General features: G+C 53.9%; 11 protein-coding genes. 5 read left to right on the top strand and 6 right to left on the bottom strand.

Annotated features, from left to right (window positions below; genetic code table 11):
• Nucleotides 1-132: 132 nt before the first annotated feature.
• On the top strand, nt 133-948 hold the full coding sequence (gene yiaJ, locus OGX93_RS21380; protein WP_058668270.1) for an IclR family transcriptional regulator YiaJ: 816 nt from the start codon (nt 133-135) through the stop codon (nt 946-948).
• Nucleotides 949-1,065: 117 nt separating this feature from the next.
• A complete protein-coding gene (locus OGX93_RS21375) occupies nt 1,066-1,539 on the top strand; it encodes a 4Fe-4S dicluster domain-containing protein (RefSeq protein ID WP_012135712.1) in 474 nt (157 codons plus the stop codon).
• Between the two features lie 35 nt (nt 1,540-1,574).
• On the opposite strand, the gene avtA is transcribed toward OGX93_RS21375, so the two are convergent.
• Complete coding sequence (gene avtA, locus OGX93_RS21370) at nt 1,575-2,825, bottom strand: valine--pyruvate transaminase (protein WP_024131054.1); 1,251 nt, start codon at nt 2,823-2,825, stop codon at nt 1,575-1,577.
• Between the two features lie 175 nt (nt 2,826-3,000).
• Nucleotides 3,001-5,031: an alpha-amylase gene (gene malS / locus OGX93_RS21365; RefSeq protein ID WP_286448724.1), complete on the bottom strand. Its 2,031-nt coding sequence runs from the start codon at nt 5,029-5,031 to the stop codon at nt 3,001-3,003.
• A gap of 316 nt (nt 5,032-5,347) precedes the next feature.
• Between malS and OGX93_RS21360 the strand changes: the two genes are divergently transcribed.
• Nucleotides 5,348-6,172 (top strand): protein bax, encoded by an 825-nt coding sequence (locus tag OGX93_RS21360; protein ID WP_024131053.1) that lies wholly within the window; start codon nt 5,348-5,350, stop codon nt 6,170-6,172.
• A 102-nt stretch (nt 6,173-6,274) separates the two neighbouring features.
• Here the strand turns inward: OGX93_RS21360 and xylR are convergent, their stop codons facing one another.
• From xylR to xylF, 4 genes are all read right to left on the bottom strand, one after another.
• Nucleotides 6,275-7,453, bottom strand: a complete 1,179-nt coding sequence (xylR, locus tag OGX93_RS21355; protein ID WP_012135707.1) for a D-xylose utilization transcriptional activator XylR — start codon at nt 7,451-7,453, stop codon at nt 6,275-6,277.
• A gap of 82 nt (nt 7,454-7,535) precedes the next feature.
• Nucleotides 7,536-8,717 carry a xylose ABC transporter permease XylH gene (gene xylH, locus OGX93_RS21350; protein ID WP_104868040.1) on the bottom strand — a complete coding sequence of 394 codons (1,182 nt, stop codon included), beginning with the start codon at nt 8,715-8,717 and terminating at the stop codon, nt 7,536-7,538.
• On the bottom strand, nt 8,695-10,236 hold the full coding sequence (locus tag OGX93_RS21345; protein ID WP_012135704.1) for a xylose ABC transporter ATP-binding protein: 1,542 nt from the start codon (nt 10,234-10,236) through the stop codon (nt 8,695-8,697). The genes xylH and OGX93_RS21345 overlap by 23 nt, the downstream gene beginning before the upstream one ends.
• Nucleotides 10,237-10,313: 77 nt before the next feature.
• The gene (gene xylF / locus OGX93_RS21340; protein ID WP_047460342.1) at nt 10,314-11,306 is read right to left on the bottom strand and encodes a D-xylose ABC transporter substrate-binding protein; all 993 of its coding nucleotides are present in this window, start codon (nt 11,304-11,306) and stop codon (nt 10,314-10,316) included.
• A 366-nt stretch (nt 11,307-11,672) separates the two neighbouring features.
• Here xylF and xylA point away from each other — a divergent pair, with 366 nt between their 5' ends.
• A complete protein-coding gene (gene xylA / locus OGX93_RS21335) occupies nt 11,673-12,995 on the top strand; it encodes a xylose isomerase (protein ID WP_104868041.1) in 1,323 nt (440 codons plus the stop codon).
• Between the two features lie 54 nt (nt 12,996-13,049).
• Nucleotides 13,050-14,504: a xylulokinase gene (xylB, locus tag OGX93_RS21330; RefSeq protein WP_104868042.1), complete on the top strand. Its 1,455-nt coding sequence runs from the start codon at nt 13,050-13,052 to the stop codon at nt 14,502-14,504.
• Nucleotides 14,505-14,585: the final 81 nt, after the last annotated feature.

Raw genomic sequence — 14,585 nt, 5'->3', positions numbered from 1 at the left:
TTGACAGATCAACGGGGTGGTCTATTTTTTAAAATCATCAAAATCAAATAGTTGTGTTTTTTCGGTTCAGATCGTGAACTGAAACACACTTTGCGCTACCATCAGAGCGCGACGAAAAGGGGAGCGGAAGCGATGGGCATAAAAGAGAGCGAAATGACGCAAGAAAAAGAGAGGCCAGCCGGTAGTCAGAGCCTGTTCCGTGGTTTGATGCTGATTGAGATCCTCAGTAACTACCCGAACGGATGCCCGCTGGCGCACTTGTCTGAACTGGCAGGGCTGAACAAAAGTACCGTGCATCGACTGCTACAGGGGTTGCAGTCCTGCGGGTATGTCACCCCCGCGCCTGCCGCCGGAAGCTATCGTCTGACCACTAAATTTATCGCTGTCGGGCAGAAAGCCCTGTCATCGCTGAATATCATTCATGTGGCTGCGCCGCATCTTGAGACGCTGAATATCGCTACTGGCGAGACCGTCAACTTCTCCAGCCGTGAAGACGATCATGCCATCCTGATCTATAAGCTGGAGCCGACCACCGGCATGCTGCGCACCCGCGCCTATATCGGTCAGCATATGCCGCTGTATTGCTCTGCGATGGGGAAGATTTACATGGCGTTCGGCCATCCTGACTATGTGGAAACCTATTGGGAAAGCCACAAGGATCAGATCCAGCCGTTGACCCGTAACACCATTACCGGGTTGCCGGCGATGTATGACGAGCTGGCGCAAATTCGTGAAAGTGGTATGGCGATGGATCGCGAAGAGAATGAGCTGGGCGTTTCCTGCATTGCCGTGCCGGTGTTTGATATTCACCATCGGGTGCCATACGCCATCTCTATTTCGCTTTCGACGTCCCGGCTCAAGCAAATCGGCGAGAAAAATCTGCTCAAGCCCCTGCGTGACACCGCGCAGGCGATCTCGAATGAGTTGGGTTTTACCGTGCGCGATTAAGGCAGGCGCCCGGAAGATGATGGGCATCTGACAAAATTTAATCGTTTCCCTCGTCGGATCAAAGCAGCGATCGCGCCCTCTCTGGCACTCTGGGGTTTTACGCAGGTGGAGAGGGCAATGAACCGATTTATCATGGCGGATGCGGCGAAATGTATCGGCTGTCGTACCTGTGAGGTTGCCTGCGTAGTGGCGCATCAGGAGAACCAGGACTGTGCGGCGGTGTCGTCCGGGGAATTTGTCTCCCGCATCCGGGTCATTAAAGACGATGCGTTTACCACAGCGGCGGCATGTCGCCAGTGTGAAGATGCCCCCTGCGCGAACGTGTGCCCAACGCAGGCTATTCGTCGCGATCATGGGCACATCTTCGTGGAGCAAGCGCGCTGTATCGGGTGTAAAAGCTGTATGCTGGCGTGCCCGTTCGGCGCGATGAACGTTGTGTCGCGAACCTCACGCGTACAGGCGATTAAATGCGATCTCTGCTGGCACCGTGAAACGGGCCCGGCATGCGTGGAGGCCTGCCCGACTGACGCGTTGCAGTGCCTTGATGTGGAAAACGTGCAGCGACAACGACTGCACGCGCAACCCGTCTGAGTGTCACCCCGGTCAGGCGATGACCGGGGAGGCTGTCAGCCTTCACGCCAGGCGCGCTCAACCTCTTCAGCAAGAATTTTCACCCCTGCCTCAATTTTTTGCGGATCGGGAACGTAGTTCATCCGCATGCACTGGTGCGTATGCGGCCAGGGTTTGTCCAGCCCCGGGAAGAAGTAGTCGCCGGGAACCATCAATACGCCGCGCGCTTTCAGACGCTGGTACAGCAATTCAGTCGAAATCGGCAAATCTTTGAACCACAGCCAGAGGAAAATAGCGCCTTCCGGTTTATGGATCAGGCAGCGATTTTCCGGTAAATACCGGCGAATGGTCGCGATTGTTTCCAGTACGCGCTGGTAGTAGAACGGTTTTATTACCGTTTCCGACAGGCGCAGCAGGTCGTTACGCTTGATCATTTCGCACATCATTGCCGGGCCAATACCGCCAGGCGACAGGCTGATAATGCCGTTCATATTGGTGATGGCGGTGATGATTTTTTCATTGGCGATAATGATGCCGCAGCGGCTGCCGGGCAGCCCCAGTTTGGAGAGGCTCATGCACAGGATGATATTCGGATTCCACAGCGGGCGTGCTTCGCTGAAAATAATGCCCGGGAAGGGAACGCCGTAGGCGTTATCGATCACCAGCGGGATGCCGTGCTGATTGGCAAGGGTATCCAGCTTCATCAGCTCTTCGTCGGTGATCACATTGCCTGTTGGGTTAGTCGGGCGCGACACGCAGATCATGCCAGTCTCTTCCCCGATGCGCAGATGTTCAAAATCAACGTGGTATTTGAACTGACCTTCCGGCAATAGCTCGATATTCGGGCGAGCGGAAACGAAAAGATCCTCTTCCAGCCCGGAATCGGCATAACCAATGTATTCCGGCGCCAGCGGGAACAGCACTTTTTTAGTCGTCCCGTCGGCGCGGCGTCCGGCGAAGAGATTAAACAAGTAGAAAAACGCGCTCTGACTGCCGTTTGTTAGTGCAATATTCTGTGGTTCGATATCCCAACCCAGATTCTCACGCAGCAGCGACGCGAGCGCTGTCAGTAGCTCCGTTTTTCCCTGCGGACCGTCATAATTACAAAGCGCATCAGTGGCTTTGCCGTTTTCCAGCATTTCGCCCAGTAGCGAATGGAAGTAATTCTGCATTTCCGGGATTTGCGCTGGATTACCCCCGCCGAGCATGATTGCGCCGGGCGTGCGTAAGCCGTCATTGAGGTCTTCCATCAGGCGGGTAATGCCTGAATGGCGGGTAAATTTGTCGCCAAAAAGTGAGAATGTCATAGCAGGTGGTCTGTCGAACTCATTATCAAAGTGGCTAACCATAGCGCTACCTATGGCAGGGTGCAAATCAGGCGTTAACGCCGTGGGTGATGCTTTATGCTGAAGATTTTTATCTGGCTGGTGTTTTGTTTTGATAAGACGTCCGGCGGATGGGCACGCCGGACGTCAGGCAGGATTAAGGGCGACCCGCCCAGACGACCATGACCTTATCGTCGTCGTGCTCGCGCACAAAACCGTACCCCTGCTTCAGTGAGAGCGTGGTTTGCTTACCGGCGCCGATGGCAGGATGTCTGGCGCGGAACTGGCTGATTCGCTGCCAGTGGGCGACGGTGGCGGCGGATTTACCGTTGATATCCTGCCAGTTCATGTCAGAACGGGTGCCTTGCAGCGGATCGGAACCCGTCGGGCCAAAGGGACGTGCGGATTCGTCGCCATAAAAGATCTGTACGGCGCCGGGCGCCAGCAGCAGAAGCTCTGCGGCCTTATCGCCGCCTTCCCGAAAGAGGCGCGTGTCGTGCGAGGAGAGATAACTCAGCACGTTGAAATCCTGTAATTTCTCTGCCATTTGCTGCCAGGTGGCGTCCATATCCGCCAGACAATCGACCGCTTTTGCCGCCTGCTCTTGGTAGTCAAAGTTGATCATCGCATCAAAGCCGTGGCGGTAATAATCACTCTGCATGACACCGTGGCCCCAGGCTTCACCGGTCATCCAGAAAGGCGCGTCGTCCAGCGTCTTTTCCGGGTTGGCCTGTTTCCACTCGGTCAACGCCGCGCTGGCCTGGGTTTTCAACTGCTGCCAGGCCGGAAGTTCGACGTGTTTGGCGGTATCTACGCGGAACCCGTCGATGCCGTAATCACGCACCCACTGACTGAGCCAGTGGGTCAGATAATCCCGCGGCGTGTAGCCCTCAATGGCTTTTGCACGGGTATCCGGTTTGTTTTTATAGAACACCGGCAGGCCGGAAGGGGTTGTGGATTCCGTTTTAATATCGGGCAGGAAGGCCAGCGACATGGTCAAATCGTCAAAGCCTGGATTGTCATAATCGCCAATATCCGTGCGAATCCATTCTTTCCCCCACCATGCTTCCCATGCCGCTTTGTCGCTGAAGTTGATGTAGTCATTAAAGCTGTGCCAGCTTTGCCCGGCGGCGGGCTTCCAGTCAGTCCAGCGTTCGCCCAGCGTCTTTTTCAGCTCATCGCCTTGCAGATACAGCGCGCCAAACCGGAATGTCTGCATGTCCGCCAGCGTGGCGTAGCCCGTGTGGTTCATCACCACATCAAACAGAATACGGATGCCGCGCTGGTGTGCGCCATCGACTAACGCGCGAAGGTCGTCCACGCTGCCCATATTGGCGTCCAGCGTGGTCCAGTCCTGGGTGTAATAGCCGTGGTAGGCATAATGCGGGAAATCCCCTTTCGTACCGCCGCCGACCCAGCCGTGGATTTGCTCGAACGGCGCGCTGATCCACAGGGCATTCACCCCCAGGTGTTGCAGATAGTCCAGCTTGTCTGCCAGCCCGCGTAAATCGCCGCCATGAAAGGTGCCAATCTCCTCCATGCCGTCTTTGTGGCGGCCATAGCTTTGGTCATTCGTCGGATCGCCGTTCTGGAAACGGTCTGTCAGCACAAAGTAGACCGTCGCGTTATGCCAGTTGAATGCGGCGGGCGTGTCGGTTTCCGCGCGTTCAAGCAACAAAAGCCCGTTGCTGGTCGCGCCGGGTTGTAACGTAATCTGACCGTTCTTAACGGTAGCGGTTTGCTGGCTGTAGTAATCGCGCACGACCGCGCCTTCCGGGAAGGTGTGACTCACTTCCAGGGTCAGCGGCGAGCCGTTCCACGTCGGGCACTGGCGCACCGTGCTGGCGACGGGATCGGCGGTGCTTTTTATCGACAGCGTCAGCGTTGGCGTACCGGAGCGGGTATCAATCTCCAGCGAATAGTCGCCGTCTTTAAACAGTCGCCACTGTGGCGGCGTGCCTTCACACGGTTTGAGCGACAGCATCTGATTGAGTTTTATGGCATCAGCAGGTTGCCAGCACTGTTGGTCAATATGCAGCGTCAAAGGGCGCGTACCTTTCGTCAACGCGGCATGGCTGACAAACTTACCCGTCCCTTCCGCCGTAAAGGGCGGGAATCCCTGAGATGTCCATGATGAGGCGAATACGATGCCGGGCATAAGCGCCAGTGCAAAAGCGGTAAGTTTCATTACGCTTTCCTTATTGCTGCGATTTTAGCCAGTATGCCGTTGAAAGATAGCGGATAACTCATCCCTCTGGCGTATTCCGCCAGGCTGAGGCGCGAGGGTGAGCGATCGTGCGCAGAAAATAGCCATGTTTTGCGATAACCACCACATTTTCTTCGTATTAATAGCGTTCTTCGCCATTATTGCGTGACAGGGTTTCGGAATTGGACTATTCCTTGGGGTGCTCTTGACGGTTATTTTTGATATGATTTGAGATTCATCTCTCATTTTTTTGAAAAATATAAGGCGTTGGAATGTATAAATCCGACCAGGAGACCTAATGATATTGACGCCCATACGACGATATGGGGCAATGATTCTTATGTTACTCACCGTAGTATTTTCGGGTGAGGTGCTGGCGAAGGCGCACACGACAACAACGAGTCAAAAGTCCCACGTAACCAAGACAGGTCATAAACAGGTAAGCAGTAAACAAGAGTATTCTCGCAATAGTGCAAAGAGTAGTTCACTTCCTGATTTGCGAAAATACCCTTCTGGAACACCAAGGAAAAAAGCGTTTCTCCGGACGGTTATGCCTTTTATCACCAGTCAAAATGCTGCGATTACTGCGGATCGTAACTGGCTGATTTCAAAACAGTACCAGAATCGCTGGTCGCCTTCTGAGCGTACGCGTATGAAAGATATCGCAGCGCGCTACAAGGTAAAGTGGTCTGGCAACACGCGTAACATTCCGTGGAATACCTTGCTGGAACGCGTAGACATCATCCCGACCAGTATGGTGGCGACGATGGCGGCGGCGGAAAGCGGCTGGGGAACCTCTAAACTGGCGCGCAACAACAATAACCTGTTTGGCATGAAATGCGGAAAAGGGCGTTGTACCAATGCGCCGGGTAAAGTGAAAGGTTACTCGCAGTTCGGCTCGGTTAAAGAGTCGGTTAACGCGTACGTGATTAACCTGAACACGCATCCTGCTTACTCGTCTTTCCGTAAGTCTCGCGCCCAGTTGCGTAAGGCGGATCAGGAAGTTACCGCAAGCGCGATGATCCATAAGCTGAAGGGTTATTCGACGAAAGGGCAGAGCTACAACAACTATCTGTTCGCGATGTATCAGGATAACCAGCGTTTAATCGCCGCGCATATGTAATGACCCGATTTTGTAGGCCGGATAAGGCGCTTGCGCCGCCATCCGGCACAAACGCCCGGTGGCGCTTCGCTTACCGGGCCTACAAACGACCACCTGCCACCGCTACAACAACACCTCACTGTACCGATCGCGGTACTCTTTTGGCGTCGTGTCATACTCCTTTTTGAAAACAGAATAGAAATATTGCAGGGATGGGTAGCCGCACATCTGTGATATTTCGTTAATCGGCAGCGTGGTTGAAATTAACAGGCTGCGCGCTTTTTCCAGTTTTTCAGCATGAATAACGGCGTGAATGGTCTCCCCGACGTCTTCTTTAAACCGTTTCTCCAGGTTCGAGCGGGAGATACCGACCGCGTCCAGCACCTGATCGACTTTAATACCTTTGCAGGCATGGTTACGGATGAAATGCATCGCCTGTATGACGGCCGGGTCGGTCAATGAGCGGTAGTCCGTCGAGCGACGCTCAACGACGCGCACAGGCGGAACCAGAATACGTTGCAGCGGCAGCACTTCCTTATCCAGCAGGCGGTGTAGCAGTTTTGCCGCCTGATAGCCCATCTGCCTGGCTCCCTGAGCGACCGATGACAGCGCGACCCGCGACAGATAACGGGTCAGTTCTTCGTTATCAATACCGATGACGCACAGCTTTTCGGGAACCGGGATATGCAGATGCTCGCAAACTTGCAGCACATGTCTTGCCCGGGCGTCGGTAACGGCGATAATCCCGGTTTGCGGCGGCAGGGTTTGCAGCCAGTCCGCCAGCCGGTTTTGCGCGTGCTGCCAGTTTTCCGGTGCGGTTTCCAGCCCTTGATAGACCACGCCACGGTATTTTTCTTGTGCAACCAGTTGGCAGAATGCGTATTCACGCTCGGCCGCCCAGCGCTTGCCGCTGGAGGCGGGCAGGCCATAAAAGGCGAAGCGATTGATCCCTTTTTCTTTCAGGTGCAGAAAGGCGCTTTCCACCAGAGCGTAGTTATCGGTGGCGATATAATGGACGGATGGATAGTGTGCAGCAAGGTGGTAAGAACCGCCGACGCCGATAATGGGCACATCCACATCGGCAAGCGCCTGAGCAATGTCATCGTCATCGTAGTCGGCAATGACGCCATCGCCCAACCACTCTTTGATGTTATCAATTCGCGCGCGGAAGTCTTCTTCAATGAAGATATCCCATTCCGATTGCGATGCCTGTAAATATTCACCCACGCCTTCCACTACCTGACGGTCGTAGGCTTTATTTGCATTAAATAACAGTGTGATACGGTGGCGTTTCTCAAACATAGTTCTTTCCCTGCTGAATCAGTCATAAAGGACAATGCCGGTACGTGTTGACCGGCATTGAGCATGACCCCTTTTCTGGAATTCAGGAACGACGTTTAGTTGCTGAGTCCATCCATACTGCCAGTAACAAGATCGCACCTTTCACGATGTACTGCCAGAATGTGGGCACGTCCATCATACTCATTCCGTTATCAAGAGAGGCCATAATAAACGCCCCCATGACGGCGCCCGCGACGCTACCCACGCCACCCGCCAGGCTGGTTCCGCCGATCACGCAGGCGGCAATCGCGTCCAGCTCGGCAATGTTCCCAGCGGAAGGCGATCCGGCGCCGAGGCGCGAACTGAGTATCAGCCCTGCAATCGCCACCATCAGGCCGTTGATGGCGAAGACCGCCAGTTTGGTTCGCTCAACGTTAATGCCGGAGAGACGAGCGGCTTCCAGATTGCCGCCAATCGCATAAATTCTCCGGCCAAACGCCGTTCGCGTCGCCATAAACATACCGCCAAGCAGCAGGAATACCAGCAGCAGTACGGGCGTTGGAACGCCGCGATAATCGTTCAGCAGCCAGATTGCGCCCAGGACAATGACGGCGGTTAGCGCCTGGCGACCGACTACCGCAGTAGAAGCCGGGGTGCTAAGCGCCAGAGTCTGCCGGCGCATACGCCCGCGCCATTGCCAGCCGATAAATGCCATTAAGCTGATAGCGCCTATTGTGAAGCCCAGACCGTTGGATAAGTAGCTCTGACCAATCTGCGACATCGCCGAGCTGGTGGGCGAGACGGTCGTACCATTCGTGATGCCAATGAGAATGCCACGGAAAGCCAGCATCCCGGCCAGGGTGACGATAAACGAAGGGACTTTCCGGTAGGCGACCCACCACCCGTTCCAGGCGCCGAGCAGTAAACCCAGCGCCAGCGTGACAACAATCGTAAGCGGCAATGGCCAGCCCAGCCAGACGTCGCAGATTGCCGCGACGCCGCCTAATAGCCCCATCATTGAGCCAACGGAGAGGTCGATTTCCGCAGAGATAATCACGAAAACCATCCCCACGGCCAGAATACCGGTGATCGCCGTCTGACGAAGCAGGTTGGAGACGTTGCGCGCGCTCAGATATGCGCCTTCCGTGGTCCAGGTAAAGAACAGCATGATCACAATAATCGCCGCGATCATGACGAACACCTGTAGGTTCAGTGATTTTAACCCAGGAAAACCGCCCGTCAGAGGGGCTGAGAGTTTCACTTCAGACGGATTGTTTTTCGACATGATATTCGCTCCTCAATGCGGCTTCCATCACCTGTTCTTGAGTCAGGTTATGATTCACCAGGTTGGCTTTCAGTTTTCCTTCGTGCATCACCAGGATGCGATCGCTTAATCCAAGAACCTCGGGGAGTTCCGACGAGATGACGATGACAGCAATACCTTGCTGAACAAGCTGGTTAATGAGTTTGTAGATTTCATATTTCGCGCCGATATCGATTCCTCGGGTGGGTTCATCGAGGATGAGAATGCGCGGGTTCAGCAGGAGACAGCGCGCCAGTATGGCCTTTTGTTGGTTCCCGCCGCTAAGGCGCCCAATCGCTAAATCAGGCGAGGATGTTTTCACTTTCAGGCGTTGCAGCGATTCCAGAATGCATTTTTGCTCTGCGGCATCGTCAAGATGGCTTATCTTCCCGGTGAACCGATCGAGCGCCGCCAGCGTGATATTTTTCCCGACGGCCATAACCGGCACAATGCCGTCGCGTTTCCTGTCTTCTGGCACCATCGCAATGCCATGAGCGATCGCTTGCTGGCAATGACGAATATCCACGGCCTGATTATCGATCATGACCTTTCCTTCCCAGCGCCCGGGCCAGACGCCGAACAGGCATTGCACTAACTCCGTGCGGCCCGCGCCGACCAGCCCTGCAATGCCGAGAATCTCGCCCCGTTTCAGCGAAAAGGAGACATCATTGACGCGTTTGATGTGACGGTTGACGGGATGCCAGGCGGTAAGGCGCTCAACGCGCAAAATCTCCTCCCCGGTAGCATGTGGTTCATTAGGATAGAGCGCCGTCAGCTCGCGACCGACCATCATGGTGATGATATCGTCTTCTTCCATTCCGGCGGCTGCGCGGGTGCCAATATGTTGGCCGTCGCGGATCACGCAGATTGTGTCCGAGATAGCTTTAACTTCATTGAGCTTGTGTGAGATATAAATACACGCAATATCATGCTGTTGCAGATCGCGAATAATTTCCAGCAGCACGGTGGTTTCTTGTTCCGTGAGGGAGGCCGTCGGCTCATCAAGAATCAGCAGCCGAACTTGTTTATTAAGCGCTTTGGCAATTTCTACCAGCTGTTGTTGCCCCAGGCCCAGGTCGCCCACGCGGGTATCCGGTGAGATAGACAAGCTGACTTGGTCTAACAGCTTCTGGCAGCGTAGCGTCATCATGTCGTAATCAAGAATGCCGTTACGGGTGATTTCGCTGCCCAGGAAGATATTTTCCAGCACGGTTAAGTGTTTAACCAGCGCTAACTCCTGGTGAATAATAGCAATGCCCTTACGTTCGGTATCACGAATATGACTGGCTTGCAGTGTTTCTCCCGCAAACAGAATTTCACCTTCATAAGAGCCATGAGGGTAAATACCGCACAGCACTTTCATTAACGTTGATTTACCCGAACCATTTTCACCGCACAATGAAACGATTTCCCCGGCATTAAGCCTGAGGCTGACGTTATCAACTGCCTTCACTGCGCCGAAGGTCTTGGTAATGTTTTTCATTTCAAGTAGATAGGGCATAACTACTCCACATAAGCCAATGCGAGAACCCGGCATGGAGGGTTTGACGCCCTCCGCTGTTGTAGAGGGCGCAACGTTTACAGATCACTCTTTTTGTGGAACCCGTCTTTAATCACGGTTTCGTCAATATTGGTTTTATTAACATCAATTGGAGTAAGCAGGCGGGAAGGGACATCTTTCAGACCGTTATTCAGCGTGGCGTCGGCCTTAGGTTGTTGCCCGTTACCCAGCTCGACGGCGATCTCGGCGGCGGTATTCGCCAGTAGCGTGATGGGTTTATAAACCGTCATGGTCTGCGTGCCTGCGACAATACGTTTAATGCCCGCAAGGTCGGCATCCTGACCTGAAATAGCGACTTTTCCTGATAATCCCTGAGCGCTGAGCGCCTGAATCGCACCGCCTGCGGTCGCGTCATTGGAAGCGACAACCGCGTCAATTTTGTTATTGTTTGCGGTCAGCGCATTTTCCATAATTTTCAGCGCATTTTCAGGCAACCATCCGTCCACCCATTGATCGCCGACGACGTTAATTTTTCCTGAGTCGATATAAGGTTTTAATACTTTCATTTGTCCGGCGCGGAACAATTTTGCATTATTATCTACTGGCGAGCCGCCCATCAGGAAATAATTCCCTTCAGGCACTTTATCGACCAACGCCTGAGCCTGTAATTCGCCGACTTTTTCGTTATCAAAAGAAATATAAAAATCGATGTCGGCATCATTTATCATGCGGTCGTACGCTAATACTTTTATTCCTTCTTGTTTCGCTTCTTTTACGACATTGCTTAATACTTGCCCGTTATAAGGAATAATGACCAGAACATCAACGCCACGGTTGATCATGTTTTCAATCTGCGACATTTGGGTTTCTTCATTACCATTGGCAGATTGTACAAATACTTTTGCGCCGAGGGACTCGGCCTTGCTCACGAAAATATCGCGATCTTTTTGCCAGCGTTCCAGACGTAAGTCATCGATAGCCATACCAATTTTAACTTCTTTGGCATGTCCCGTTATGCTGGCGAGCAGGAGTGAAGTGCAGACGGTGAGTAAGATGTTTTTTATCTTCATAATCGTGATGCCTTTTGTTAGAGGGAACAGCGGTAAAAGTAACAATCACAGCGTGAGACGTAGCAGATTTTTAGCAGTTAATACGCGGAAGGCAATTATAGATTTTTATCTTGCAGTTACGATTTTTGGTTTATTTCGGGAATTATGACCGAGATCGTACTTTTAATGACGCATTACGCCCGTTACATTTCGTTGTTGATGAATAACCATTTTTTGCAGACGGTTACTTTTATTTTGCGAGGCAGCGCACACTTACGAATTATCTAAATAGCAGAGTGAAATAACATAATTGAGCAATGTGAATCGAGTAACCAATATTACGCCATTACCCATCCCTCGCCGTATTACCTGATTATGGAGTTCATTATGCAGGCTTATTTTGACCAACTCGATCGTGTTCGTTATGAAGGCCCTAAAACCACTAATCCGTTAGCTTTCCGCCATTATAATCCAGATGAAATCGTACTGGGTAAACGCATGGAAGAGCATCTGCGTTTTGCGGCCTGCTACTGGCATACCTTCTGCTGGAACGGCGCGGATATGTTTGGCGTAGGCGCGTTCAACCGTCCGTGGCAACAGCCCGGCGATGCGCTGGAGCTGGCGAAGCGCAAGGCGGATGTGGCGTTTGAATTTTTCCATAAGCTGAACGTGCCTTACTACTGCTTCCACGATGTGGATGTTTCGCCGGAAGGTGCCTCGCTGAAAGAGTATAAAAACAACTTTGCGCAGATGGTCGATGTGCTGGAGTCGAAGCAAGAACAGAGCGGCGTGAAGCTGTTATGGGGCACCGCGAACTGCTTTACCAACCCGCGTTACGGCGCCGGTGCGGCGACGAACCCGGACCCGGAAGTCTTCAGTTGGGCGGCGACGCAGGTGGTGAACGCGATGAACGCCACGCACAAACTGGGCGGCGAAAACTACGTTCTGTGGGGGGGCCGTGAAGGGTATGAAACCCTGCTGAATACCGATCTGCGCCAGGAGCGCGAGCAGATTGGCCGCTTTATGCAGATGGTGGTGGAACATAAACATAAAACAGGTTTCCAGGGCACGCTGCTGATCGAGCCAAAACCGCAGGAGCCGACAAAACACCAGTATGACTACGATGTGGCAACGGTTTACGGCTTCCTCAAGCAGTTCGGCCTGGAAAAAGAGATCAAGGTGAACATTGAAGCCAACCACGCTACGCTGGCGGGCCACTCTTTCCATCATGAGATTGCGTCCGCCATTGCGCTGGGCATTTTTGGTTCTGTGGATGCCAACCGTGGCGATGCGCAGCTGGGCTGGGATACCGACCAGTTCCCGGTAAGCGTCGAAGAGAACGCGCTGGTGATGTATGAAATCCTGAAAGCGGGCGGTTTCACGACCGGCGGCCTGAACTTTGACGCGAAGGTTCGTCGCCAGAGCACCGACAAATACGATCTGTTCTATGGTCATATTGGCGCGATGGACACGATGGCGCTGTCATTAAAAGTGGCAGCGCGCATGATTGAAGATGGCGAACTGGATAAACGCGTGGCGAAACGTTATTCCGGCTGGAATAGCGAACTGGGCCAGCAAATTTTGAAAGGCCAGTTATCCCTGAGCGACGTCGCGCACTATGCTGAACAGCGTAATCTGGCGCCGGTGCATCAAAGCGGTCATCAGGAACTGCTGGAAAATCTGGTGAATCATTATCTGTTCGACAAGTAATCGCCATTGCGCCGCGTTTAGCCAACGCGGCGCATCGATAAAGGAGTGGTCACGATGTATATCGGGATAGATCTGGGCACGTCCGGTGTGAAAGCCATCCTGCTGAATGAGCAGGGAGACGTGCTGGCCTCGCAGACGGAGAAACTGTCCGTCTCTCGCCCGCATCCATTATGGTCGGAGCAGGATCCCGAACAGTGGTGGCTGGCGACGGATTGCGCCGTAAAAGCGCTGGGGCGAGAGCATTCATTGCGTGATGTAAAGGCGCTGGGGATTGCCGGGCAGATGCACGGCGCCACGTTGCTTGATAAACACCAGAAGGTGCTACGCCCGGCGATTTTATGGAATGACGGACGCTGTGGTGAAGAGTGCGCGCTGCTTGAGCAGCAGGTTCCGCAGTCTCGCGCCATTACCGGCAATCTGATGATGCCCGGCTTTACCGCGCCAAAACTGCTGTGGGTTCAGCGCCATGAGCCGGATATTTTCCGCCAGGTTGCAAAGGTGCTGCTACCTAAAGATTACCTGCGTCTGCGTATGACGGGGGATTTTGCCAGCGATATGTCGGACGCGGCGGGAACGATGTGGCTGGATGTCGCAGCGCGTGACTGGAGCGTCATCATGCTCAACGCTTGTCAGCTAACCCGTGAGCACATGCCTGCTCTGTACGAAGGCAGCGACATCACCGGTACGGTGCTGCCTGAGGTGGCGCACTCCTGGGGGATGCCTGCGGTGCCTGTTGTTGCAGGGGGTGGAGATAACGCGGCGGGCGCGGTGGGCGTGGGGATGATCAATGCGGGTCAGGCCATGCTGTCGCTGGGAACATCAGGCGTCTATTTTGCGGTGAGCGACGGTTTTCTCAGTAAACCAGAAAGTGCGGTGCACAGTTTTTGCCACGCATTGCCCGAACGCTGGCATTTGATGTCCGTCATGCTGAGCGCGGCATCCTGCCTGGACTGGGCGGCAAAATTGACCGGTCAGGCGTCTGTTCCCGCGCTGATTGACGCGGCACGCCAGGCGGATGATAACGCGGATGCCGTCTGGTTCCTGCCTTATCTTTCCGGCGAACGCACGCCGCATAATAATCCGCAGGCGAAGGGCGTATTCTTTGGCCTTACGCATCAGCATGGCCCCGCAGAGCTGGCGCGGGCGGTGCTGGAAGGCGTCGGTTATGCGTTGGCGGATGGCATGGATGTTGTGCATGCCTGTGGCGTGAAACCCGGCAGCGTGACGCTGATCGGCGGCGGGGCGCGCAGTGAATACTGGCGACAAATGCTGGCGGACATCAGCGGGCTACAGCTTGATTACCGTACCGGCGGCGATGTAGGCCCGGCATTGGGCGCCGCGCGTCTGGCGCAAATTGCGATGAATAAAGAGCAACCATTATCTGATTTATTACCGCAGCTTCCGCTGGAGCAGGCGCATTTCCCTGATGCTGAACGCCATGCGCGTTACCTTGAACGTCGCGAAACGTTCCGCCGCATTTACCAGCAGTTATTACCGCTCATGTCTTAATCCGCTATTCCTTCCGGCAGTGGCCGGAAGGAATTCTTATTTCCTATTGATTGCCTCGATATATATCGAAATCAATATGTG

This window comes from Citrobacter sp. CK195, from assembly GCF_030333365.1.
In the GTDB taxonomy this organism is placed as follows: Bacteria; Pseudomonadota; Gammaproteobacteria; order Enterobacterales; family Enterobacteriaceae; genus Citrobacter_B; species Citrobacter_B koseri.
Note: the sequence above shows the minus strand (reverse complement) of the source record. Positions and strands in the feature narration are given on the sequence as shown.